Here is a 23,926-nt window from a genome sequence, read left to right as displayed (position 1 = left end):
CCTACTCGTTCCAGGCCGCGTCCGAGAGCGTCCGCTGGACGGCCTCCTCGCCGACGGCGGCCGCGAGCGCCTCGAAGCCGCGGCGCTCCGCGCGGTCGCGGGCGTTCGCGACCAGTCGGGAGACGATGAACTCCGGCGTCGACTTCCCGACGGTGCCGAAGCGCGGCTGGTAGTCGACCCGGAGTTGGAGGTCCTCGGTCAGCCCCTCCGCGAAGATGCCGTCGATGCGCGCCTCGGGCGGCAGCGGGCTGAGGTCGTCGGCGAGGTGGGTCACGTAGACGCCCAGGGCGTCCTGATCGACCGTCAGGTCGACGAGCCCGTTCAGGAGGTCGGCGGCGCGTCCCGGTTCGGTGATCGCCTCGAACTCGTCGACGAGCATCAGCGTCCGCTCCCCCGTCGAGAGCGGCGGAACGATCGACTTCAGCGTCGACTCCAAGACGCCGGCGTTGAAGCTGGCGTGCCGGCGGTGGAAGACGACCGTGTCGAACTGCCCGACCTCGGCGCGCTCTGCGGGGACCGGCAGTCCCATCGCCGACAGGAGGACGACCTGCGCGAGCGTCTCCAAGAGCGTCGTCTTCCCGCCGGAGTTCGCGCCGGTGAGGACCGCGACGCGGTCGCCCGTCGGCGGCGCCGGGTCGTCGTCGCGGTCGATCGCGTCCAGGCCGTGGTCGCCGACGGCGTAGGTGACGGGCTGGACCTCGCCCGAGAGCGTGAGGTTGCGCGCGCCCACGACCGCGAGGCCGTCCTCGACGAGCGCCGGGCGCGTCAGGTCGTGCTCGGCGGCGAAGCGGCCCAAGGAGAGCTCGAAGGCGATGTCCGAGACCGCCGCGACCGCGGTGTCGACGTCCCCGCGCGCGGACTCGATCGACCCGCGGAGTTCGGCCGCGACGGTCGACTCCCGCTCGTCGACTGCCTCGTCGAGCTCCGCCCGGAGCGCCCGCAGCGACGTCGAGGTGAAGTCCGCCTCGTCGCGGGCGTCCTCGGCGACGGCGGCCTCGACGCGCCCGCGGCGGACGTCGGCCTCGCCCGCGACGTACTCGACGAACGCCGCGCGGAACTCCTCGAAGCTCCGGACGCCGCGCTCGCGGATCGCCTCCAGGACGTCGAGCGCGCTCGTCTCCAGGTCGGCGACGGAGTCGCGGCGCTCCCGCAGGCGGTCGAGTTCGTCGTCCGCGCCGGGCGCGACGCGTCCGTCGTCGCCGACGGTCCCGAGCGCGCCCGCCGCGGCGCGCAGCGAGTCCTCGTCGAGGTCGTCGAGGGCGGTGAACGTCCCGCCGTGGAGGCCGGCCTCGCGGAGCTTCAGCGCCGTCTCGACGGCCGCGCGGTCGGTCCCGCCGGCGTCGTCGTAGTCGTCGAAGGCCGAGCGGATCGCGTCGCGGTCGCCGTCGTCGAGGGCGGCCCACGCGTCGCGGGCGGCCAGCACGCGATCGAGGCGCGCCTCGCGCTCGTCGGTGTCGGTGAGCGGCGTCAGGACGCGGATCCGGTCTTCGGCGTGGGCGGTGAGCGCGTACTCGCTGGCGAGCGCGAGCAGGTCGTCGTAGACGTCGCGGGCGTCGCGCGTCCCGAGCATCTTGATCCCCGCGGCGCCGTTGGCCCGGCGGAGGATGCGGACCGCGCGGCCGCGCGGGAGTCCGGCGTCGACGAGCGCGCGGATGTCCGCGCTCTCGATGGCCTCGACGGCGCGTTCGACGCCCATCGACTCGCGGAGGCGCTCGCTCGTCTTCGGGCCGACGCCCCAGTAGTCCTCCAGTCGCATACCCGCACCTCTTCGGGCAGCGCCTTGTAGGTTGGCGGTCGGCCGCGGGGGACCGGCCGACCGCGGGAGAAAACGGAGCGCGTCGCGTCCGGGTCGGTTCCGGGCAGTCGTCCCGGGGGACGGCGGTACGGAGTGTGGGTGTGTGGGAGTGTGGGACCGTGAGCTACGGCGACGACGACACCCGGCGGGCGCGCGCCTCGCGGACCTCGGCCCCCTCGCGGATGGCGTCCTCGCAGTGCGGACAGACGCGGGCGTCCTCGAACCCCTCGGGGGCGAACACCCGGACGTAGTCCCGCGAGACGAAGGATTCGCAGTTCTGGCATTCAGGCATCGGCGCCCACCTCGGTGACGGTTCGATCGAGCATATCCACTCGGTACGAGGGGTGCAAGTGGCCTAACACGACACCCTATGCTGTTAGGGAATTCCCGGTTTCAGGGGCAGTTATTTATCCGTGGCTGTATTCCTTCCCGATAGTAGATGACATCGGGCGGGTCGGCCGACAGCGAGCGAACCGGGGCGTCAGCGGCCGCCGAATCCGACGCTCGCGAAGCGCCGAACACCGACGGCGACGTGGATACGCCGGAGGCGAACCCCGTCGTGCTCGTCGTCGACGACGACAAGGACCTCGCGGACACCTGCGAGTACTGGCTCCGGGACGACTTCGACGTCCGGCTGGCCTACGGCGGCGAGGAGGCCCTCGAAGCGGTCGACGAGGCGGTCGACGTGGTGCTCCTCGACCGGCGGATGCCGGACCTCTCCGGCGACGAGGTCCTGGCGGAGATCGACGCCCGCGGCCTCGACTGCCGGGTGGCGATGATGACCGCGGTCGAGCCCGACACCGACATCGTCGACATGCCGTTCGACGAGTACCTCGTCAAGCCGGTCGGCGAGGACGACGTCGTCGGCACCGTGGAGGAACTGCTCGTCCGCGCGGAGTTCGACGCGCGGGTCCGCGAGTACTTCGCGCTGGAGTCGACCGAGGCGGTGCTCGAATCCCGGAACCTCGCCGAGCTCGGCGACCCCGACGCGCTCGACGACCTGACGGCGCGGGTCCAAGAGCTCAGGGCCGAGCGCGAGTCGGAGATCCGCGAGCGCGAGCGCCAGCTCGAACGCGCCCGCCGGATCAACGGCTTCCTGCGGCGGATCGACCAGGCGCTCGTGGACGCGACGACGCGCGCGGATATCGCCGAGACGGTCTGTGAGTCGTTCGAGTCCGCGCCATACGACGGCGCGTGGATCGCCCGATACGACGAGGCGGTCGACGCCGTTGAGCCCCAGGCGACCGCGGCGTCGGTCGTCGCCCCGCTCGCCGACGCCCAGGAGGCGAGCCCCGACGGCGGGTCCGCGACCGCGGACCCTGAGGGGTCGTTCGATCCGACGCGAACGGTCCGGGCCGCGATCGACGATCGAAAGGTCGTCACCGCGCCCGTCTCCGAGGCGCACGTCGAGCGCGTGCTGGCCGATCCCGAGCCGATCGAGGGCCAGCGGCGGGCGGTCGTCGTGCCCGTCCGGTACCGCGATACGGTCTACGGCGCGCTCGTGGTCTACGTCCGCGGCGCGATCACCGACGAGGAGCGATCGATGCTCGGCGAGGTCGGCGAGACGATCGGCAACGGCATCAACGCCGCCGAGTCGAAGCAGCTGCTCTACGGCGACACGGCCGTCGAACTGGTCTTCGAGCACACCGACACCCGCGACGTCGTCGTCGACCTCTCGCTCGAGTTCGGGACGACCGTCCGGATGGAGGCGCTCACGCCGTCGGACGACGGGGTCGTCTCCTGTTACCTCTCCGTCGAGGGCGTCGACGCCGGCTCGATCATGTCCGCGATCGCGCCGCTCGACGCCGTCGCGGACGTGCGAACGATCTCCGAGGAGTCCGACGAAACGCTCGTCGAGCTCCGGCTGACCGACGCCTCGGCGCTCGTGACGGTCGCGGAGCTGGGCGCGACCGTCGAGTCGTTCACCGCGACCGACGGCGTCGGCGAGCTCGCCGTCAGGGTGCCGCCGCAGTCCGACCTCAGGGCGCTCACCGCCGCTGTACAGAAGTCGTTCCCGGAGACGACCGTGGTGGCAAAGCGGGAGGTCGAATCCGAGGTGCAGTCGCCCTCGGCGTTCCGGAAACAGCTCGAAGAGAAGCTGACCGACAGACAGCGCGACGTGATGGAGACGGCGCTGGCGTCGGGGTACTTCGAGTGGCCGCGCGGGAGCACCGCCGAGGAGGTCGCCGACGCGCTGGGCATCGCGGCGCCGACGTTCCACGAGCACCTGCGAGCCGGCGAGCGGAAGCTCATCGAGTCGTTCTTCGCGGAGACCGCGGGGGACCGGACGGCGTCAGGGGACGGCGCGACCGGGAGCGACGACTGAGTTCGGCCCGCATCTGCCGATTCGCGCGGGCTGAGCCTCGGTCGAATCGCGTCCGAGTCAGGCGTCGTTCATCCGCTGGCTCCGCTCGTCGCCGCAGGTGTGACACTTCGTCACGCGGTAGGGCTCCCGCGAGAACGCCCGATTGGTCCGCTTTTTGCTCTCGGTCTTGAGTTCGATCGAGACCTCGTGGGGGGTCCGGGCGTCGCAGGCGTCGCAGTACTCGGTGAGCTCGGTGACGGTGGGCTGGCTTTTGGACATCGTCTGTTCGGTACCCGAGACAAGGAACGGTAGTCCATTGAGAACGGCCCCTACAATGTTAGGCCCACGGTACGGGCGCCCGATTCCGGTGTCGCGGGCGGTCTCGGAACCGTCCGATCAGACGCCGCCCTGCCGGTAGATGAGGTTCCGCTGGATCTCGTTCGCGCCCTCGTAGATGACGGGGATGCGGACGTCGCGGTAGATCCGCGAGATCGGGTACTCCTCCAGCACCGACCGGCCGCCGTGGAGCTGCATCCCGCGCTCGGCGCACTTCACGGCCATCTCGGTCGACTTGGTCTTCGTCGCGGCCGCCCAGAAGCCGGCGTCCTCGTTCTCTTTGACTTTCCGGGCGGCCCGCCAGTTCAGCGCTCGCGCGGACTCGTACTCCATCCGCAGGTCCGCGAGGATGTGCTGGGTGGACTGGAACTCCGAGAGCGTCCGGCCGAAGGCCTCGCGCTCGTGGACGAACTCCCAGGTCTCCTCGATGGCGTGGGCGGCGAGGCCGATGCCGTGGCCGCCGACGACGACCCGGCCGTGGTTGAAGAAGTCCGCGAGGGCGTAGAAGCCGCCGCCCTCGGTCCCGACGAGGTTCTCCTCGGGGATCTCACAGTCGTCGAAGACGATGTGGCCCTGCTTGGAGGCGCGCATCCCGATCTTCTCGGGGATGTGTTCGGCCTCGTAGCCCGGCGTGTCGGTCTCGACGATGAACATCGAGTAGTTGCCGTAGCGGTCGTCGCCGTCGCCCGTCTTCGCGTAGACGGTCAGCCAGTCGGCCTCCACCGCGTTACCGACCCAGTACTTCTCGCCGTTGAGGACCCAGCCCTCGTCGGTCTTTTCCGCTTTGGTGGTCATCCCGGCCATATCCGAGCCGGTCTGGGGTTCCGAGACCGCGAGCCCCGAGAGCTGTTCGTTGGCGGCGACCGGGCGGAGGTACTCGTCCTTCTGCTCTTCGGTGCCGTACTTCTCGACGATCTCGCAGCCGAACGACGCGAGCATCAGCGTGAGCGCGATCCCCGCGTCGGCGGCGTAGAACTCCTCGTTGATCGCGAGCACTTCTTCGAGGTCGTAGCCCTTGCCGCCGTACTCCTCGCTGATGTCCTGGGCGACCAGTCCCGCGTCCATCCCCGCTTCGAGGATCTCCCAGGGGTACTCGCCCGAGCGGAAGTACTCCTCGGCGTTCGGTCGGATGTACTCGTCGGCGAACTCGCGCGCCTCCCGTTTCACCTCGCGGGCGTGCTCCGGCACGACCGACTCGTCGAGTAGGTCCATAGCCCAGAGAGGGAAGCCACGAGCAAATAACTCTCGGAACTTTGAAAAACTTGAAACTCGTTTACCGTTACTCGCCGCGGTCGTCGTCAGGTGACGATTCGGCGGAATCGGCCGCGCCGTCTGGCGCGGAGTCCCTGCCGGCCGGCGCCCGACCGTCGTCATCCCGCGAGAGGCGGTCTCTGACGGCCGCGCGGTCGATCGTTCCGGAAACGGTCCGGGGGAGCGCGTCGGCGAAGGCGACGGTCTTCGGGATTTTGTAAGCCGCCAGCCGCTCGCGGGCGAAGTCGAGCAGGTCCGCGCGGTCGGGGTCGCCCTCGCCCGCGCCGACGACGAGCGCCGAGACCCGCTCGCCCCACTCGGCGTCCGGCACGCCGACCACGGCCGCGTCGGCGACGTCGGAGTGGCCGCGGAGCACCTCGACGACCTCGCCGGGGTCGACGTTCTCGCCGCCGGAGACGATTCGGTCGTCGAGGCGGTTCAGCACCGTGAGAGAGCCGTCCTCGTCGCGGACGCCGACGTCGCCCGTGTGGAAGCCGAACGGCCCGAACGCGTCCTCGGTGGCCGCGGCGTTGCCGTAGTAGCCGGGCGTGACAGTCGGCGCGTCGACGACGATCTCGCCGGGTTCGCCGGGCGGGAGGGACGCGCCCGCCTCGTCGACGACCGTCACCTCCGTGAAGAGGAGCGGCCGGCCGACCGAGTCCGGCGCCGCGAAGGCCTCCCGGGGCCGCGCGGTGGCGATCTGGGAGGCCGTCTCTGTCATCCCGTAGGTCGGATGGACGGGCACCGAGTAGGCCTGACACCGCTCGATCAGTTCGGCGGACGCGGGCGCGCCGCCCAGCAGGACCACCCGAAGCGACTCCGGGAGCGTCCCCCGCCGGTCGAGCATCCGATCGAGCATCGTGGGCACGAGCGACGTCGCGGTGACGTCGTAGCGGTCGATGTCGTCGACGGCCGGGCCGGCCGCGAACGACTCCCGGAGGACGACCGCCATCCCGTACAGGGGCATCCGGAGCACCGGCGCGATGCCGCCCATATGATGCAGCGAGAGCGTCACGAGCCAGCGGTCCGTCGGATCGAACCCGAGCCGGAAGACCGACGCGACCGCGCTGGCTAGGAGGTTCTCGACGGTGAGCCGGACCGCCTTCGGATCGCCCGTCGTGCCGGAGGTAAAGAGGATCAACTGCGTGCCGTCGAGCGCCCACTCGGCGGGCGTCACCTCCTCGGCGGGCGTCTCAGACAGCGCGACGGCCCGCTCGGTCGAGGGGTCGTCGACGGCGAGGACGGTGATCGGTTCGGAGTCGGGCGCGAACTCGAATTCGGATTCCCGTTCCGGATCGGTGTCGGCCTCGGCGTCAGCCGCAGGCTCGTCGGAATCGTCGGCCCCGGCCTCCGCCCCTTCGATCCGCGAGACCGCGTCGATGACGGCCGCCTCCGTGTCCTCGCCGCAGACGACGCTCGTCACGTCGGCGGCGTCGATCTGGCCGGCCAGTTCGCGGGCGGTGAGGCCGTCGCCCATCGGGACCAGCGTGGCCCCGAGCCGCATCGCGGCGTGGATCAGACAGACGTATTCGAGCCGCGATCGGAGGACGGCGCCGAGGTGGTCGCCGGGCTCGACGCCCGCGGCGGCGAGCCGTCCCGCGAGGTCGTCGACGAGCGTGTCGAGGTTCCCGAAGGTGTAGCCGTCGCCGCTCCCGGCGATCACGAGCGCCTCGCCGTCGGGCTCGATCCGCGCGCGGTGAGAGAGAAAATCGCGCATCGGATTCGTGTTCGGGGAGCGGCCGCCAAAACTGTACTGTTGGTCGGTCAGCGGGCGTCGGCGTTGTCGTCGCTGGCGCCGTCGTCGCCGTCGTGTCCCCCAACCTCGACGTACTCCACGAGGACGCCGCCGGTCGATTTGGGGTGGAGGAACGCCACCTCGTGGCCCCACGCGCCCGGTCGGGGCTCCTCGTCGATCAGGTCGAGGCCGGTCTCGCGGGCCTGCGCGAGTTCGGCCGCGACGTCGTCGGTCCGGAGCGCGACGTGGTGGATTCCGGGGCCGTGGCGGTCGAGGAAGCGGGCGATCGTTCCCGACTCCTCGGGTTCGAGGACCTCGAAGTAGCCCGACTCCAGTTCCAGAAAGCGGACGACCATCCCGTCGAAGCGCTCCTCGTGGACGAGCGGCGCGTCGAAGACGGCCTCGAACGTCGCCGCGAGGTCGGCTCCGTCGTCGGTCGCGATCCCCAGGTGATCGAAAGCGCGCGGCATCTAAAACCCCGGCTGGTACTCGCCGAACTCCTCGCGGAGGACGTCCGAGATCTCGCCGACCGTGGCGTAGGCCTTGACGGCGTCGACGATCGGCGGGACCAGATTCCGGTCGCCCGCGGCGGCGTCGGCGAGCGCGTCGAGCGCGGCCTCGACCGCCTCGTCGTCGCGGTCGTCTTTCACCTCCCGGAGCCGTTCTTTCTGTCGGCGCTCGTCGTCCTCGTCGACCTCCTCGATGTCGATCTCGGGCTCCTCGTCGACCTGGTACTCGTTGACGCCGACGACGATCCGCTCGCCGGATTCGATCTCCTGTTGGCGCTCGAAGGCGACGTCCTGGATCTGCCGCTTGACCCAGCCGGACTCGACGGCCGCGAGCATCCCGCCGCGCTCGTCGACCGCGTCGAGGATCTCGCGGGCCTCGGCCTCGATCTCGTCGGTGAGCGACTCGACGGCGTAGCTCCCGCCGAGGGGGTCGATCGTGTCCGCGACGCCCGACTCGTGGGCGAGGATCTGCTGGGTCCGCAGCGCCGTCCGCACCGACTGCTCGGTCGGCAGCGACAGCGCCTCGTCCTTGCCGTTGGTGTGGAGGCTCTGGGCGCCGCCGAGGACGGCTGCGAGCGCCTGATAGGCGACGCGGACGACGTTGTTCTCGACCTGCTGGGCCGTCAGCGTCGAACCGCCGGTCTGGGCGTGGAACTTCAACTGTCGGGACTTGGGGTTCTCGGCGCCGAAGCGCTCGTCCATTATCTCGGCCCAGAGCCTCCGGGCCGCGCGGAACTTCGCGACCTCTTCGAGGATGTTGTTGTGGGCGTTGAAGAAAAAGGAGAGCTGGGGGGCGAAGTCGTCGACGTCGAGGCCGGCGTCGAGCGCGCGCTCGACGTACTCGATCCCGTCGCCGAGGGTGAAGGCGATCTCCTGGGCCGCGGTCGAGCCCGCCTCGCGGATGTGGTACCCCGAGATCGAGATGGTGTTGAACTTCGGCACCTCCGCGGCGCAGAACTCGAAGACGTCGGTGATGAGCCGCATCGACGGCTCCGGCGGGTAGATGTAGAGGTTGCGCGCGATGTACTCCTTGAGGATGTCGTTCTGGATCGTGCCCCGAAGTTCCGCGCGGTCGACGCCCTGCTTGTCGCCGATCGCGACGTACATCGCCAAGAGAACCGCAGCGGGAGCGTTGATCGTCATCGACGTCGACACCTCGTCGAGGGGGATGCCGTCGAAGACGACCTCCATATCCCGGAGGCTGTCGATCGCGACGCCCGCCTTCCCCACCTCGCCGGCGGCCATCCCCGCGTCGGAATCGTAGCCCTTCTGGGTCGGCAGGTCGAACGCCATCGACAGCCCCGACGAGCCCTGATCGATGAGGTAGCGGAAGCGCTCGTTCGTCTCTCTCGCCGTGCCCATCCCGGCGTACTGCCGCATCGTCCAGAGGCGCCCGCGGTGCATCGTCGGGTAGACCCCGCGGGTGTAGGGCGTCTCGCCGGGGAACCCGAGGTCCGACCCGTAATCGAGGTCGGCGACGTCGTCGGGGGTGTAGAGCCGTTCGAGCTCCTGGCCGCCGGTGTCGGTCGTGAAGGTCTCCCGCCGCTCCCCGAAGCGCTCTAGGGTCGGATCGAGCGTCTCCGCCTCCCACTCGCGTTTGGCCTCGCGGATCGTCGCGAGGTCGTCGGGGTCGAACATACCGGAGACAGCGCCCGCCGGCTATTGAAACTGTCCGCGCCTCCGCGACGCCGCCGGACGGCGCGAGTCGCCAGAAGGAACAAGGCCATTACGGACGCCCACAAACGCCGGGGTATGACCGACGAAGTCGACCCGGACCGGGTCCGCGGCGGGCAGATGACCGACGCGGAGATCGACGCGTACCTGGAGGCCCAAGGGACCGGCATCCTCTCGCTGGCCGACGGCGACGAGGCCTACGCGGTGCCGATCTCCTTCGGCTACGAGCCCGGTCGGGCGGTCTTCGCCTTCTGGCAGTTCCGACCCCAGAGCCGGAAGATCGCGTTCAGCGAGACGACAGAGCGGGCGTGTCTCTCCGTCTACGACATCGAATCCCACCGGAACTGGCGGAGCGTCCTCGCGTTCGGGCCGATCGAGGAGCTGTCGACCGGCGAGTGGGGCGACATCGGCTCGCTGATCGACGAGAACGCGTGGTCGCCGGACCTCACGGGCGTCGGCAGGCGCCAGCTCTCGATCATCGGCTACGAGATGGAGATCGAAGAGGCGACCGGCCTCCAGCGGGTGCCGGACGACGCCGAGTGAACGGGGACGCGAAACGCCCCCAGAGCCCGCGGTTCGCCACGTTTTTGCTACCGGCCGCCCTCGCTTCGGCCAGCTATGTTCGGCGGAGGCGGAATGAACCCCCGGAAGATGAAGCAGATGATGGAACAGATGGGCATCGACGTCACCGAGCTCGACGCCGAGGAGGTCGTCATCAAGACGGCCGACGAGGAGCTCGTGTTCTCCGACGCCCAGGTCACCCGGATGGACGCCCAGGGCCAGCAGACCTACCAGGTCGTCGGCGAGCCCGAGAGCCGCGAGCGCGGGGCCGGCGAAAGCGAAAGCGAGGGCGAGGGCGACGCCGAGGAGGCCGGATCCGACGACGGGATCCCGGCCGACGACGTCGAACTCGTCGCCGAGCGCGCGGGCGTCGACAGCGACGCGGCCCGCGAGGCGCTCGAAGCCGCCGACGGCGACCTGGCGGCCGCCATCTCCCGACTGGAATAGTGCGGACCGCACCCGTTCGCGGATTCTCGCGCCCCGCGCGGCGAGACGTCGGCGCCGACCTGCGAGACGCACGATGAGTTTCCTCCTCGTCCACGACGACCGCGAGTACCTCCGGGCGCCCGGCGACGAGCTCCAGACGGACCTCGGCGTCCTGGAGGTCCCCGAGGACGTCGAGCCCGGCGACGTGCTCGAAACGCACCTCGGCGAGCCGTTCGTCGTCCGCCGCCTGCGCGGGCCGGACCTCTTCAATCACTTCGAGCGCACCGGCGCGCCGATGATGCCCCGCGACGTCGGCCTGATCGTGGGGCACGCGGGCGTCGCGGCCGGCGACCGCGTCCTCGACGCCGGCACGGGCACGGGCGTCCTCGCGGCCTACCTCGGGCGGATGCACGCCGCAGTGACGACCTACGAGGTCGACCCCGAGTTCGCCGAAGTCGCCCGAGAGAATATGCGCCTCGCGGGCGTCGACGACCGCGTCGACGTCCGGACCGGCGACCTCACGGAACACCTCGACGACGTCGCCGAGGAGGGCCCCTTCGACGCGATCACGCTGGACACTGGCGACGCCCCCGCGGTCGTGCGGTGCGCGCCCGACCTGCTCGCCGACGGCGGCCACGTCGCCGTCTACTCGCCGTTCGTCGAGAACAGCCGCGAAGCCGTCGGGGCCGCGCGCGAGGCCGGCCTCGTCGACATCGAGACCCTCGAGACCATCCAGCGCGAGATGGATTTCGGCGAGCGCGGGTCGCGCCCCTCGACGGCCGGCGTGGGCCACACGGGCTATCTCACGTTCGCGCGGAACGGCCGCTAGCGGCGGGAGAACGCATCTCGTTTCGGATCAGTCGCCCGCTTGCTCACCGGTATCGGCTCACCGAATGGACCGGATTAGTGAGAAGAGTTCCTCGCGGCCCCGCTCGGCGTCGAACGTCTCCGGTTCCGGGAGCGAGAGGGGGTAGGCCCCGCCGCCGAGGAGGTAATCCCGTTCGGCGGGCCAGACGGCGAAGAACGCCTCCACCGGCAGGTCCAGCCCCCCGACGCCGACGCGGGCGCGGTACCGCGTCGCCGACGTGGTCGCCTCGCCGACGTCGATGCGGTGGGAGTCAGCGCGGTCGATCCCGTCGAAGCCGCGGTTCCGGAGCACGTCCTCGAACTTCGATTCGGCCCGGTCGGTGACCAGTCGGGTGAGCGCCCGCGAGGGCGGCGCCCGCGGGCGGATCCGGAGCCGACTCGCGAAGGCGAACCGCCAGGTGGTGTCGACGCCCGTCACGTCCGCGAGTCGCTCGCGGAGGTCGACGTCCTCGTAGATCCGCGTCGAGGTCTCGATCGAGGCGACGCTCACCTCCAGCGGCGTCCGGAAGTCCTCGGCGACGAGCCGCCACCCCTCCGGGACCGACAGCTCCGGCGGTGGGACGTCGGGAGACACGGGTCGCCGTTGGGCGGCGAGCGACTTAAGTCGCGGCGTGAGCGCGGCCAAGCGCAGTAGAACGCCTCGTCCGGACGATGGACACGCTGGGACTCGAACCCAGAGCCTCCCGCACGGCCGACGGCTCACGCGCCGGGACGTGCCGCGCGGACTCACGACCCCCGACCGCTCTTCGACCGCACGGACGTTCTTCCGGTTGGAACTACGTGCCCGGTTGGACGTCGCGTCCGACGCGGGGAACAAGCGGTGGAGATTTCCGCTGGCTGGGAACGATGGCCGCGACCTATGGGGGATTCGTTCCGGCCGCTCGCCGGGGCTGTGCAGTCGGCCTCAGATCAAATAACTGATAATTGACAGTATCAGTGGTCGTCCTCGCGCCACTTGTGACCGCACTCGGTACAGGTGAAAAATCGCGTCTCGGACTCGTCTGCGGACCGGATCTGCTTCATCTCGTAGCGCGCGCGGTCGTTGCCGCACTCGGGGCAGACGACCGTGGTGGTCGGGCCGATCTCGGAGTCGTCGACGTCGGACATGTCGACGACCTCGCTCTCTTCGCGGGCGGCCGTCGAGGTCATATGCTCCTCGTCGGCCGTGTTACGGGGCTTCTCGTAGCCGCAGCTACCGCAGACCCAGACGTCGCCGTCGGTCTTCATCATCGAACCGCATTCGTCGCAGAACTCCATTTACCCGCACGCAGACGCTTGAGAGACTTAAGCGGCCGGGATTCCCGGGGCGGCGGATGTCGAAACGTCTTAACGGTCCGGAACGAACGGACGGCCGTGACAGACGACAGCGCCCTCTCGGCCGAGGCCACAGAGCGCCTCGCCGACGTCGTACGGTTGCAACCGACGAAGAACAAAGAGCTCCAAGAGCGGTGGGGGCTGGAGTCCGGCAGCGAGGTCCACCAGTACCTCGAAAACGAACTGAAGGACTACTACTACCGCGACGACAACAGCCTCATCCGGGCGACGAGCGAGGCGGCGGAGCTGGTCGACGTCGAGCCGGGCGTCGAGAGCGACGAGGAGGGCGGCGGCGTGCCCTCGGTGATCCGCGTCCCCGAACTGGAGTCACAGGTGTTCGCGGTCGTCGCCGGCCCCGACGAGCGCTCCGAGAGCGTCGTGAGCGTCCTCAACGGCGTCCGCGACGCCTTCGACGTCGACCCGTCCGTCGAGGACGTCCGCGAGGCGCTCCAGAGCCTCCGGCGCAAGGGCGTCGTCGAGGTGATCTACCGGACGGTCCCGACGTTCCGTCTGGCCGTCGACCGCGACGAGGTCGACGTCGAAGTGACCGAGTAGCGCCCGTTCGTCACTCGCGTTCGTCCGTCCGCTCTTGTTCTCGCTCCCGATCGCGGATCCACTCCCGACGCCCCGCCAGAAGCCGCTTGATTCCCTTCCCGGGACCGCCCTCGATGGGCCACCCGCGCGTCCGCCAGGCGGGCGGCTCGGGCTCGAAGTCGGGGCACGACCCGGCGCACTCGGCGGCGGTCTGTGATCGCTCTTTGGCCGCGCAGTGCGGGACGAGGGCGCGCCCGACCCGTCGGAGCTCGAAGTGCCGGCAGTCCGGCCGCATCGTCTCGTGGTACGACCGCCAGCCGCGGCCGTAGGCGCGCTCGGCGAGTTCGAGCCGGCGCCGCCGCCGCTCCTCGTCGCGGTCGGCGTCGGGCGGCGTCACCTCGGTCGGGTACCACTCCACCGACGCGTCGGTCCGGACGTGGGGGCCCGCCGGCGAAGCGGCGTCGTCGCCCCCGTCGAACGAGAGCGCCACGATGCCCACGTCGACCGGGAGGTCCTCCAGGAGTGCGGGCTCGATCCGATCGCCCGTCGCCTCGGTCGCCACCCAGACCTCGTCGGCCAGCCCGGTCTCGACGTCGTGTTCCAGTTGCGCCGAGAGCGCCCGCGCCGCCGATGCGTCGAGGTCGGGCTTGTTCTCGATGGCGACGATCCGGCGGAGCCAGTCGGGGTACGGCGCGACGCGGCGGATCTCGATCCGGTTGCCGCGGCGGCGCTTCTCGACGACGCCCCGCCCGGCCGCGCGGTGGACGGCCGCCCGGACGTAGCGCCACGGGTAGCCCGGGTGCGGCAGGGCGTCGCGGTACCACGCCCACTCCTCGGGGGCGTTGCGGACGACGTGCAGCAGGTCCGAGTCCAGCTCGCGCTCGCCGAACCGCGCGCGGGCCGCCAGCCCGGCCGGGTCGCATTCGAGGACGACCGTGTCCCAGCGGCGCTCCTGTGTGCCGAGCTGTCGGGCGACGAGCACGGCGTCCTCGCGGGCTCGCGCGGGAGGGCTCGCCGCGCCGCTCTCGTCGGTGTCCTCGTGACTGCCGGGCGGCCAGGCGCTCTCCGCCCACCGACAGACCAGGAGTTCGAAGCCGAACTCCGCGGTTCCGGGGGCCACGTCTCGACGCGCCGCCTACGCGAGGTACTTCCCGTCGCCGGCCTCGGCGTTCTCGGCGGCGAGCTGGTCGAGGTACTCGTGGGCCTCCTCGAAGATCTCCCGCGGTCCGTCCTGGGTGATCGTGTTGATCGCCTGCTCGTAGTCGCGCCACTGGAGGTCGCGGTGTTCGTTCGACAGCTCCGCGTTCGCCTCGAACGAGCGCGCGATGAAGAGGTGGACCGTCTTGTGGATCGTGTCACCGCCGGCCTCGAACACGTAGTCGTACTCCTCGCGGAAGCCGTCGATGAGACGGAAGTCCTCGATGCCGGCTTCCTCTTTCACTTCTCTGATCGCCGTCTGCTGGAGCTCCTCTTCGCCTTCGACCCCGCCTTTGGGGAACTCCCAGTCCCCGGGGCGGCTCTTCAGGAGCAAATACTCCCGTTCGCCGCGGGTGTCGCGGAAGAGGATGGCTCCAGCGCTGACCGCTTCTACCGTCATTAGCTACATAAACCCGGTTGGGAGTTAAGAGACTATCGGACGTTCGACCGAGACGAGGGCCGAGGCGCCGACGTGCCGCACTTGATGATGACTCCCACTTTTTATCGCGGACGCTCACCCCGTTGCCGGCGCTCGGCGGTACGAGACGGGAGTCACCAGCACCTATGGATGTGTTTTTACGGCTCGCCCTCGATGTCTCTCCTATCCCAGCGAGACCCCAGCCATGACCTTCGTCACGAAACTCCGATTCCAGTCGGGAAACCGATACGAACTGGAATCCCAGGTGGAAGACCTCAAGTCGATGCTCGAACGGAAGGGCGCCGAGTGTAAGGGCCCCCACGCCGACCCGCCGGAACAGATCGCCGTCCCGCAGTACCGGACGCTCCAGCCGGGCGATGAGTTCCCCTCGTGGGACTACACCGTCTACTCCCGGAAGCTGGAGATCCACGGCAACGACCACATCGCCCGCGAGGTGGGGCACATGGACTTCCCCGAGAGCCTCCACGTCGAGATCGAGGTCGAACAAAAGAAGCCGCTCGGGCACCTCCGGGATTGATTCCTGGGCGAGCGACGAAGAAGGAGAAATCCGAGGGTTTTGGTCCACCGTGAGACCCGCCACGTCTCACGAGCCTCGATTCGCGTATTCTCAACAAGAAACTGTAACGACGACAGCGACGAGCGACCGTCGGTCGCTCGCGCGGATGTTTTGGTCCAGCTTTTACGACGAGTGGTGGCGAGCGAAGCGAGCCACCCGAGGAAGTAAAAGGTGGGTTCTAGAACGCGCTCTCGCCGACGGTTTCGAGGTACTCGGCCTCGCCGACGTGCTCGCCGTCGTCGAAGGCCGTCACGCGGAGGAGCACGCGCTTGTCGACCAAGTTCCGCGAGCCGCCCGTCACGCGGAGTTTCGAGTCGCCGATGCGGGCGACCGGCTCGCCGTCCTCGACGCCGGTGACGAAGACCGAGATCTCGTCGCCTTCGTCGAACGACGGGGTGTTGCTGCGGAACGACCAGCCCTTCGTGTACTTCTCCAGGAGGCTCATACGCGAGCCACCTCCTCGGCCTCGCGGTCGCTGGTGTATTCGAGCCCGAAGCCGGTGAGCGCCGCCAGGAGGAAGACCGCGACGAGCACCCACCCGTGGAACACGAACGGCACGACGTCGGCGGGGTTCACCACCATCGACTGGGTGAACCACTCGTACTCGTTGGGGAGGCCCTGGATGACCGCATAGCCGACCAGCACGCCGCCCGACCACGGGAAGATGTAGCCGAGCGCCGAGGTGTTGGCGTCGAGGATGTTCGCGCGCCGGTAGCCGTTGATGTTGAAGCGCTCGCCGAGCCGCGCGATGTAGGGCCCGATGGCGATCTCGGCGGCCGTGTTGATCGTGATCATCGCGTTGACGAGCGCCGTCCCGAGGACCATCGTGGTCTCGGCGCGCCGGACGCTCGTGGCGACGGAGTCGAGCAGCCAGTCCTGCAGCGCCTGGAAGCCGCCGCCACGGATCATCACCTGGGCCCCGGCGACGATGAGCAGGACGAGCACGATGAGCGGGAAAAAGCCCTGCGCGCCGGTGTAGAGGCTGCCGCCCACGCCGGTCTGGCCGGCGGTGACCAGCTCGACGAAGGGGAGCCACGCCAGCGACTGGGCGATACCGAGCGACTCGGGGGCTCGGAACGCCACCATCTCGGGGACCGACGCGAGGCCGAACACGAGGTTGAAGACGACGGCCGCGACGATGCCCCACGAGATCGCCTCGATGATGTGCCGGCCGGCGACCGCGGTGCCGATGACGATCAGCATCGAGACCAGGTGGAGCAGGCCGGCGGGCTCGGAGTTCTGGATGAAAATCTCCTGGGCCTGCGCCGAGACGTCGAGGCCGCCCATCGCGGGCCCCGCGAGGAGGTAGCCGACGAGGGCGACGAACGCCGCGACGATCGCGTACTTGAACCGCGAGGCGACGACGCCGCCGATGTCGGAGTCCTGCGTCACCGCGCTCACGATGGTGGTGTCGCTGACGGGCGCGAGGTTGTCACCGAAGACGGCGCCGGAGAGGATCGCGCCGAACAGCAGTACCGGGTTCGCGCCGAGCAGGACGCCGGCCGGGAAGAACAGCGTCGTGAACGCGACGGTCGTCCCGTATCCGGTCCCGATGCCGGTCGCGAGCAGGCCCGCGAGGATGAACGTCACCGCCGGGAACAGCCCGGCGCCGACGTTGGCCGCGTTCGCGGCCCAGACGAGGCCCTCGACGAAGCCGCCGACCTGGATGGTCTCGGCGAACATCCCGGCCCACAGCCACGCGACGACCGCGGTGGCGGCGACCCGGCGGGTCATCCCCTCGAAGATGGTGTTCGCGTAGCTCTGCCACGATCCCTTCACGAGGAACATCCCGATGATGAGCGCGACCAGCATCCCGGCGACGAGCCCCGTCGTGTCGCCGATCCGGAGCAGGCCGCTCTGGACGATCGCCCAGACCACGAAGAACGCCAGCGGGAACGCGCTGACGAACTTCCCGCCACGGAACGTGATCTCGGGCGCCGACTCCGAGGCCAGTTCGGCCTCGGCGATCTCCTCGTTGATCTCAGTGTCTTCGCTGTCACTCATACTACCACGGGCCGCACTACACCGGAGACCTACAAATAAGTCAGTATTCATCCACCAAAATATTATTACGTTCGGAAGATCGACATTTTTAGCTTGGACATCCCAGTTTCACCTGCCGTCGTGGAATTCTTCGCGACCGACCGGGCCGGAGAAAGGGATGGTGCCCACTTGGGCCCCGAACGAACATTCTATTGATATGTATTCACACCGAATAGGTCCGGTTCGCCGGGTGCTACCGGCGCGTCCGAGGTCGGATCCGAGCGACGCGTGACCGCCGGACCCGTCGGGTACTTGCCCCTCCGGGGAGTATCGGGGGTGTGACCACCGACGACCTCGTCGAACTCCGTCGGGACCTGCACCGACACCCCGAGCCCGCCTGGCGGGAGTTCTACACGACCGCGCGCATCGTCGACGAACTGGAGACCCGCGACCTCGACTCCCTGTATGTCGGCAGGGAGGTCCTCGACGAGGGCTCCAGAGCGGGCGTTCCCGACGACGACGAACTCGACGCCTGGCTGGACCGCGCCCGCGAGGCCGGCGCCCGCGAGGACATCCTCGATCGGCTGAAGGGCGGCTACACGGGCGCGCTCGCGGTCGCCGAACGCGGCGACGGGCCGACGGTCGCCCTCCGGGTCGACATCGACGCCCTCCCCATCACCGAGTCCGAATCGGACGACCACGCGCCCGCGGCCGGCGGCTTCCGCTCTGAGCGCGAGGGGTATATGCACGCCTGCGGCCACGACGCCCACACGGCGATCGGGCTCGGCGTCCTCGATCGGATCCTCGAAAGCGACTTCGCGGGGACGCTGAAGGTGTTCTTCCAGCCCGGCGAAGAGCGGATCGTCGGCGGCGAGCCGATGGCGAACTCGGGCCGCCTCGACGACGTGGACTACCTGTTCGCGGTCCACGTCGGCCTCGATCACCCCTCCGGCGAGGTCGTCGCGGGCATCGACGGCTTCCTCGCGGTCTCGCAGTTCGAGGCCGAGTTCCGCGGCGCGTCGGCCCACGCCGGCGCGCGCCCCGAGGAGGGCAGAAACGCGATGCAGGCGGCCGCGACGGCGATCGAGAACCTCTACGGGATCCCGCGGCACGGCGACGGCGCGACTCGCGTGAACGTCGGCGTCGTCGAGGGCGGGACGGCGACGAACATCGTCGCCGAGCGGGTCCGCATCGAGTGCGAGGTCCGCGGCGAGACCACCGACCTGATGGAGTATATGGACGAGCGCGCCGAGCGCGTCCTCGAATCGGCCGCCGAGATGCACGGCTGCGAGGTCGAACGTACGCAGGCCGGCCGCGCGCCCTCCGCCGTGAGCGACCCGGAACTCCGGGACGTCGTGAGCCGGGCGGCGAGCGAGACCGAGGGCGTCGTCTCGGTGCTCGATGCCGACCACCTCGGCGGCAGCGAGGACGCGACGTACCTGATGCGCGCGGTCCAGGAACACGGCGGCGAGGCGGCCTACGTCGGGATCGGCACCGACCACCCCGGCGGCCACCACACGCCGACGTTCGACGTCGACGAGGCGAGCATCGGCGTCGGCATCGACGTTGTCTCGCGGGCGATCCTCGAACTGGGCGGGCACGGGGACTAATAGTGATTACTCTCGTCTCTTCCCGCCGAGCGCCGTCACCGTGGGTGGCGTTCGGCGGGAAACAGGGAGAGTAATCACGATGAACGCGGTCGGCCGTCGAGTCGGCCTAACCGTACCGCTCGTTGAACGCGTTGACGGCCTCGTCGGTGCCGGCGACGACGAGCGTGTCCCCCGATCGGATCCGGAAGTCGGGGCCGACGTCCGTGCGGAGTTCGTCGTCGCGCTCGACGGCGAGGACGGTCGAGCCGGTCCGCGCCCGCACGTCCGCCTCCGCGAGCGACGTCCCGACAAGCCGCGGCGCGTCGACGCGGACGATCTCGATCTGGGACTGCGGTGCGATCACCTCCTCGTCGGTGAGGTTCGACGCCAGCATCCGCCCGCTGACCGTCGAGAGCGCCAGGACGTACTCGGCGCCCGCGCGGTAGATCTTCTTGACGCTCGCGGCGTCGTTCGCCCGGACGATGATCTCCGCGCCCGGCGCGAGGCGCTCGACGACGAGCGTCGCGAAGATGGCGGTGGTGTCGTCGTCGAGCGCGATCAGGACGCTCTCGGCGTCCGCGACGCCCGCGCGCTCTAAGGCCTCGTAATCGGTGACGTCGCCGACGATGTCGACGCCCGGCTTCTCCTCCGAGTCGAGGACGACGTGGGGGACGCCGGCGTCGGCGAGCGCGTCGGCGGCGGTCGATCCGACCTCGCCGTAGCCCGCGACGACGACCCGGCCGCGGCGGTGCCGGCGCGCCTCCGAGCGGGCGAGTTCGCGGAGCCGCGCCACCTGATCCTCGTGGCCGGTGACGAGAAGCGTCGTGCGCTCGTCGAGCACGGTCGCGGGCGACGGCGGCGTGACGAACTCCCCGCGCGACCAGATGCCGATGATGTCCGCGCCGGTCCGCCGGCCGATCTCGCCGTCGGCGATCGTCCGGCCTTCGAGTTCGCTGTCGGGGTGGATCAGCACCTCCGCGACCTCGAAGTCGTCGCCGATCAGCACGGCCTCCTCGCTCTCGGGGTTGATCGGCGAGGCGGCCTTCCGCGCGAGGCTCTCGCCGAGGAGCTGCCGCGGCGAGACGACGTCGTCGGCGCCGGCGTAGCGGTGGTAGTCCGCCACTTCGGGCTCTTCGACGAGGCTCACGAGCCGGACGTCGGCGTCTAACTGCTCTGCGGTCAGGATCACGCTGGCGTTCGTCCGGTCGTCGCTGTCGGCGACGAGCGCGACAGCCTCGTCGGCGTTGGCGGCGCGCAGGTCCGCGACCGACTCGGGGTCGCCGTGGACGATCTCGTAGTCGTTGCGGAGCTCCCTGGCCCGCTCGCGGTCGGGTTCGATCACCAGGTGCGGGATGTCCTTCGAGCGGAGTTCGTTGATGAGGATCTCGCCGTGGGCGGTCAGCGGCGTGACGATCACGTGGTCGGTGAGCGACGACTCCGTGGGCGGGTCGCGTTCGAGCGCGCGCTCGACCAGGGGCACGACGAAGAGCGGCAGCGTCGTGAAGATGAGCGCGACGCCGGTGAACTGCATCGCCATCGAGAGCAGGAACGTCGGCGGCGCGTTCCAGAGCCCGGCGTCCTCGCCGTAGCCGGTGGTCGTGAACGTCTCGACGACGACGTGCATCGCCTCGATCCACCCGACGGAGATCCCCTCGAAGGTCGCGAGGGTCCAGCGGTAGAGGATAGTGTAGAAACCGACCGCGCCGAGCGCGACCGCGAGATAGATCCCGAGCCGCCGCCGGGCCTCGGTCGAAGACCAGGCCGAGCCGTCTGCCATACCGGTCGCTCGGTGCGCGGCGGGAAAAGTTCGCCGGAGCCGGCGTCTGACGCTCCGGAAAGTATTTGATCCGGATTCCGTGATACACACACGGATGAACAGTCGCACTATCGACGTGGTGACCGAGTGGGAGACGGTCGCCGCGCCGGACGGATACGAGGGGCTCCACCAGCTTTCGGATTCGGAGTTCAGCGGAGCCGTCTCCGCCGGGACGACGTGGGCGTTCTTCCTGAACGGCCGCGTCGTCGGGGTTTTCAAGGGGGAAATCGGGGACTTCGAGGACGCATCACTCACCGCGTACCGCGCGGCCGACCCGAGCCTGCCGCTCCTCTTCGCGATGCAGGAACGCGGCGGCGAGACGCGCGCGAAGTACTACACGAACGAGACGCCGCTTTCGGACGCCGACAAGACGCTCGAAAGCGGCGGCTTCACCGGCTACATCGAGCTCTCCGAGAACGTGCTCTCGGGGGACTACTACGTCGTCTACCACGGCGGGAAGTCGATGAGCGCCGCCTTCGTCGGCAGCTCCCAGCGGCTCGTCACGGGCGATGAGGCCTTCGAGAAGGCCGCAGACGAGGTCGGGATCTACGAGGTCAAAGACGTCGACATCGAGCTGGTCGACATCCCCGAACTCCCGGACGGCGGCGATGCGGCCGGCGACGAGACGGCTGAATCGGACACGAGCGACGAAGACGCCGCGGACGGAGACGCCGACGAAGACGCCGCCGAGACGGAGCCGATGGCCGATCGCGACGCGGCGATCGACGACGGCGACGAGGCCCGCGAAGACGACGGATCGGCTGTCGACGCCACCGACGCCGACCCGAAACCGGACGACGGAGCGGTCGCAGGCGAGGACGGTAGCGGGACGGCCGAATCGGTCGGCGACGACGCGGACGAACCACCGAACGCGCCGGCGGCCGCGAACCGCGGGACCGACACAGCGGCCGTCAACGATCCCGCAGACGCCGCCGCGAGCGCCGAGCCGGCTGATTCCGACACTCCCACGACGGCCGCAGAGGCCGACGCGACGGCCGACGTCGCCGATGCGGACGCCAATTCGGACGCCGAAGCGGACGTCGCGGCCGACGCTCGCGAGCCGTCGTCGACGCCGACGGACACGACTACCGAAACGAACGCCGCCGAGGCGACAGCCGTGGACGACCAGCGGGCGGCGCCAACAGAATCCGACCCCCGATCCGTCGACGGCTCCGACCGACCGGGCGGCGGAACGGCCGAGACCGCCGCCGGAGCGGAGGCACAGGCGGCCGATCCGTCACCGGCGAGTGATTCAGAGCGCGACGGCGTCTTCTCCGACGAGGAGCGCTGGCGCGAGGCGCGCACGATTCCCTCCCTCGATCCCGGGCGATCGAACGGCGAGGCGAGCGTCCGAGAGGGCGACGCCCAGTCCAAATCGCAATCACAGACGCCAGAACGGACCTCGACGCGACAACGACGCGCCCGCGAGGCTCGCGACCGAGCGGCGGCCAGACGCGAACGCCGGCGCGGCCAGGACCGGAACGAGATCGACGGCCAGGACCCGGACCGCCTCCGGAAGCGGCTCTCCCGGGCGCGCGAGCGGCTCGAATCGCTGGAGTCCGAGCGCGACGACCTCGCCGAGGAGCGCGACGAGTACCGCGAGCGCGTCGAGGAGCTGGAGGCGGCCCGCGAGAAGCAGCGCGAGCGGATCGACGAACTCGAAGCCGAGCGCGAGCGGCTGGAGTCGGAGGTCGAGCGCCTCGAAGCCGAGCTCGAATCCCAGGAGGCGAACGCGAGCGGGGGCGGGGGTGCGGACGCCGCCGAGACGGAGACGATGGCCCCCGACCGGGCGCTCGCGGGCACGAACCTCTTCGTCCGGTACGACAGGAAGGGCGAGGCGACGCTCGAACACGCGCACGACGGCAAGGCCTCCCGCGAGGACGTGAGCGCGAACCTCCGCCTCGAACACCACACCACCTTCGAGACGGACGACCTGATCGTCGCGGACCGTCCCTACGAGGAGTTCCTCCACGACAGCACGGAGTACTCGTTCGCCGAGTGGGTCGTCTCCGACCTCCTCTATGAGATCGGCGAGACCGGGAACCGATCGAAGCTCGGGGGCGTCTTCGACGCGATTCCGGACATCGACCGGATCGAACTCTCCGGGACCGTCGACATCGCGGGCGAGGACGGCGCCGAAGAGCGCGCCTTCGACGTCATCTTCCGGGACAAGATGGGCGATCCGCTGTTCGTGGCCGACATCAACGCCTCGCGGAACGCGACGACCGAGGCGATGGTGGGCTCGCTCGTGGAGAACACGGGAACCCTCGCCGAGAGCGACGAGTCGCTGGCAGCGGGGTTCTACGTCACCGAGTCCTTCTACGAGCCCGGCGCGCTGGAGACGGTCGCCGAAGCGACCGGCGGGGGACTGCTCTCGCGGTCGAACAAGCTCTCGTACGTCAAGCTCTCGCGAAAACGCGGCTATCACCTCTGTCTGGTGGAAGCGCGGAACGGGGAGTTCCACCTGAACGTTCCGGATCTGTAGAAAAAGAGACGAGACGTCTCCGAGATTCCGGCCGAAGCGTTCAGTTCTCGACTTCGACGGTCTCTTCGATCTTCATCTCGTCGAGCTTCTCGACGATGTGGTCCAGTTTCTCGTCGAGTTCGTCCACGAAGTCCGCGGTCTGCTCAGTCGTGATGGCACCCTGGCTCGACGGCTCGATGAGGTTCTCCTCTTCGAGGACGCGCAGCGAATAGCGCACCTTGTGGTGGGGGTAGCCGGTCTCGTTCGACATCTTCACGATGCCGATGGGTTCGCTCTCGATGACCATTCTCAGGACCTGCAAGTGGCGTTCTAGCATATCCACTTCCTTTTCCAGTCGGTCTATCATGTCATCTGTTAACTTGTCTGGTCGGGATTTAAACCTTGCCCTCCGTCCGACGAACCAGGAAACAGCGTCCGGCCTGACGTACGCTAGCGCGGGTAATTAATCTTCGGTTAATGCTCGTGTGACGGGGGAATCCGACGGTTTCGGGACCTTCGACGCCCGTGGCTCGGCAGCAGTCGCAGCGAGCGTTCGCCGTCCGAAGTACGGCCGA

23 protein-coding genes and 1 tRNA gene are annotated in these 23,926 nt (G+C 69.5%); 8 read left to right on the top strand and 16 right to left on the bottom strand.

Annotated elements, in window-relative coordinates:
- Window position 1 precedes the first annotated feature (1 nt).
- Together OS889_RS07010 and OS889_RS07005 are read right to left on the bottom strand one after the other, a co-directional pair.
- Window positions 2–1,756 (bottom strand): DNA mismatch repair protein, encoded by a 1,755-nt coding sequence (locus OS889_RS07010; protein WP_372388506.1) that lies wholly within the window; start codon window positions 1,754–1,756, stop codon window positions 2–4.
- 163 nt (window positions 1,757–1,919) lie between these two features.
- Window positions 1,920–2,087: a DUF7563 family protein gene (locus OS889_RS07005; RefSeq protein ID WP_372388505.1), complete on the bottom strand. Its 168-nt coding sequence runs from the start codon at window positions 2,085–2,087 to the stop codon at window positions 1,920–1,922.
- A 147-nt stretch (window positions 2,088–2,234) separates the two neighbouring features.
- Here OS889_RS07005 and qarA point away from each other — a divergent pair, with 147 nt between their 5' ends.
- Window positions 2,235–4,121 carry a QarA family quorum-sensing-associated regulator gene (qarA, locus tag OS889_RS07000; RefSeq protein ID WP_372388504.1) on the top strand — a complete coding sequence of 629 codons (1,887 nt, stop codon included), beginning with the start codon at window positions 2,235–2,237 and terminating at the stop codon, window positions 4,119–4,121.
- A gap of 57 nt (window positions 4,122–4,178) precedes the next feature.
- On the opposite strand, the gene OS889_RS06995 is transcribed toward qarA, so the two are convergent.
- The 5 genes from OS889_RS06995 to OS889_RS06975 all read right to left on the bottom strand — a co-directional run bounded on the left by OS889_RS06995 (window position 4,179) and on the right by OS889_RS06975 (window position 9,569).
- A complete protein-coding gene (locus OS889_RS06995) occupies window positions 4,179–4,379 on the bottom strand; it encodes a DUF7835 family putative zinc beta-ribbon protein (protein ID WP_372388502.1) in 201 nt (66 codons plus the stop codon).
- Between the two features lie 117 nt (window positions 4,380–4,496).
- Complete coding sequence (locus OS889_RS06990) at window positions 4,497–5,648, bottom strand: acyl-CoA dehydrogenase family protein (RefSeq protein WP_372388501.1); 1,152 nt, start codon at window positions 5,646–5,648, stop codon at window positions 4,497–4,499.
- 67 nt (window positions 5,649–5,715) lie between these two features.
- The gene (menE, locus tag OS889_RS06985) at window positions 5,716–7,404 is read right to left on the bottom strand and encodes an o-succinylbenzoate--CoA ligase (protein ID WP_372388500.1); all 1,689 of its coding nucleotides are present in this window, start codon (window positions 7,402–7,404) and stop codon (window positions 5,716–5,718) included.
- Window positions 7,405–7,451: 47 nt separating this feature from the next.
- Window positions 7,452–7,892: a methylmalonyl-CoA epimerase gene (mce, locus tag OS889_RS06980; protein ID WP_372388499.1), complete on the bottom strand. Its 441-nt coding sequence runs from the start codon at window positions 7,890–7,892 to the stop codon at window positions 7,452–7,454.
- Window positions 7,893–9,569 carry an acyl-CoA mutase large subunit family protein gene (locus tag OS889_RS06975; RefSeq protein ID WP_372388498.1) on the bottom strand — a complete coding sequence of 559 codons (1,677 nt, stop codon included), beginning with the start codon at window positions 9,567–9,569 and terminating at the stop codon, window positions 7,893–7,895.
- A 114-nt stretch (window positions 9,570–9,683) separates the two neighbouring features.
- Between OS889_RS06975 and OS889_RS06970 the strand changes: the two genes are divergently transcribed.
- From OS889_RS06970 to OS889_RS06960, 3 genes are all read left to right on the top strand, one after another.
- On the top strand, window positions 9,684–10,148 hold the full coding sequence (locus OS889_RS06970; RefSeq protein ID WP_372388497.1) for a pyridoxamine 5'-phosphate oxidase family protein: 465 nt from the start codon (window positions 9,684–9,686) through the stop codon (window positions 10,146–10,148).
- A 75-nt stretch (window positions 10,149–10,223) separates the two neighbouring features.
- A complete protein-coding gene (locus tag OS889_RS06965; RefSeq protein WP_372388496.1) occupies window positions 10,224–10,613 on the top strand; it encodes a nascent polypeptide-associated complex protein in 390 nt (129 codons plus the stop codon).
- Window positions 10,614–10,686: 73 nt separating this feature from the next.
- Window positions 10,687–11,421 carry a methyltransferase domain-containing protein gene (locus tag OS889_RS06960; protein ID WP_372388495.1) on the top strand — a complete coding sequence of 245 codons (735 nt, stop codon included), beginning with the start codon at window positions 10,687–10,689 and terminating at the stop codon, window positions 11,419–11,421.
- 57 nt (window positions 11,422–11,478) lie between these two features.
- Here the strand turns inward: OS889_RS06960 and OS889_RS06955 are convergent, their stop codons facing one another.
- The 3 genes from OS889_RS06955 to OS889_RS06945 form a co-directional block, all read right to left on the bottom strand.
- The gene (locus OS889_RS06955) at window positions 11,479–12,033 is read right to left on the bottom strand and encodes a DUF6517 family protein (RefSeq protein ID WP_372388494.1); all 555 of its coding nucleotides are present in this window, start codon (window positions 12,031–12,033) and stop codon (window positions 11,479–11,481) included.
- 78 nt (window positions 12,034–12,111) lie between these two features.
- Window positions 12,112–12,245 (bottom strand) — tRNA-Pro (locus OS889_RS06950).
- A gap of 147 nt (window positions 12,246–12,392) precedes the next feature.
- Complete coding sequence (locus tag OS889_RS06945; protein WP_372388493.1) at window positions 12,393–12,716, bottom strand: transcription factor S; 324 nt, start codon at window positions 12,714–12,716, stop codon at window positions 12,393–12,395.
- Window positions 12,717–12,812: 96 nt separating this feature from the next.
- Here OS889_RS06945 and OS889_RS06940 point away from each other — a divergent pair, with 96 nt between their 5' ends.
- On the top strand, window positions 12,813–13,328 hold the full coding sequence (locus OS889_RS06940; protein WP_372388491.1) for a DUF5797 family protein: 516 nt from the start codon (window positions 12,813–12,815) through the stop codon (window positions 13,326–13,328).
- A 10-nt stretch (window positions 13,329–13,338) separates the two neighbouring features.
- On the opposite strand, the gene OS889_RS06935 is transcribed toward OS889_RS06940, so the two are convergent.
- Window positions 13,339–14,427 carry a DUF5787 family protein gene (locus OS889_RS06935; RefSeq protein ID WP_372388489.1) on the bottom strand — a complete coding sequence of 363 codons (1,089 nt, stop codon included), beginning with the start codon at window positions 14,425–14,427 and terminating at the stop codon, window positions 13,339–13,341.
- Window positions 14,428–14,442: 15 nt separating this feature from the next.
- Complete coding sequence (locus tag OS889_RS06930) at window positions 14,443–14,904, bottom strand: bis(5'-nucleosyl)-tetraphosphatase (protein ID WP_372388488.1); 462 nt, start codon at window positions 14,902–14,904, stop codon at window positions 14,443–14,445.
- A gap of 223 nt (window positions 14,905–15,127) precedes the next feature.
- Here OS889_RS06930 and OS889_RS06925 point away from each other — a divergent pair, with 223 nt between their 5' ends.
- Window positions 15,128–15,460, top strand: coding sequence for a 30S ribosomal protein S10 (locus OS889_RS06925; RefSeq protein ID WP_372388486.1), 333 nt, complete (start codon window positions 15,128–15,130; stop codon window positions 15,458–15,460).
- 217 nt (window positions 15,461–15,677) lie between these two features.
- Here the strand turns inward: OS889_RS06925 and OS889_RS06920 are convergent, their stop codons facing one another.
- Both OS889_RS06920 and OS889_RS06915 read right to left on the bottom strand, forming a co-directional pair.
- Window positions 15,678–15,944, bottom strand: coding sequence for a DUF7513 family protein (locus OS889_RS06920; RefSeq protein WP_372388484.1), 267 nt, complete (start codon window positions 15,942–15,944; stop codon window positions 15,678–15,680).
- Window positions 15,941–17,503, bottom strand: a complete 1,563-nt coding sequence (locus OS889_RS06915) for a Na+/H+ antiporter NhaC family protein (RefSeq protein WP_372388482.1) — start codon at window positions 17,501–17,503, stop codon at window positions 15,941–15,943. The genes OS889_RS06920 and OS889_RS06915 overlap by 4 nt, the downstream gene beginning before the upstream one ends.
- A 317-nt stretch (window positions 17,504–17,820) precedes the next feature.
- Between OS889_RS06915 and OS889_RS06910 the strand changes: the two genes are divergently transcribed.
- Window positions 17,821–19,092 (top strand): amidohydrolase, encoded by a 1,272-nt coding sequence (locus OS889_RS06910; RefSeq protein WP_372388480.1) that lies wholly within the window; start codon window positions 17,821–17,823, stop codon window positions 19,090–19,092.
- A gap of 106 nt (window positions 19,093–19,198) precedes the next feature.
- On the opposite strand, the gene OS889_RS06905 is transcribed toward OS889_RS06910, so the two are convergent.
- Window positions 19,199–20,848, bottom strand: a complete 1,650-nt coding sequence (locus OS889_RS06905) for a potassium channel family protein (protein ID WP_372388478.1) — start codon at window positions 20,846–20,848, stop codon at window positions 19,199–19,201.
- Between the two features lie 94 nt (window positions 20,849–20,942).
- Between OS889_RS06905 and OS889_RS06900 the strand changes: the two genes are divergently transcribed.
- Window positions 20,943–23,372, top strand: coding sequence for a DUF7527 domain-containing protein (locus OS889_RS06900; protein WP_372388477.1), 2,430 nt, complete (start codon window positions 20,943–20,945; stop codon window positions 23,370–23,372).
- 40 nt (window positions 23,373–23,412) lie between these two features.
- Here OS889_RS06900 and OS889_RS06895 read toward each other — a convergent pair whose 3' ends face one another.
- Entirely contained in the window at window positions 23,413–23,718 is a 306-nt protein-coding gene (locus tag OS889_RS06895) for a hypothetical protein (RefSeq protein ID WP_372388475.1), read from the bottom strand.
- Between the last annotated feature and the right edge of the window lie 208 nt (window positions 23,719–23,926).

This window comes from Halobellus sp. MBLA0158, assembly GCF_041477585.1.
Taxonomy (GTDB): domain Archaea; phylum Halobacteriota; class Halobacteria; order Halobacteriales; family Haloferacaceae; genus Haloquadratum; species Haloquadratum rubicundus.
This window is presented reverse-complemented; position numbering and strand designations above follow the sequence as displayed.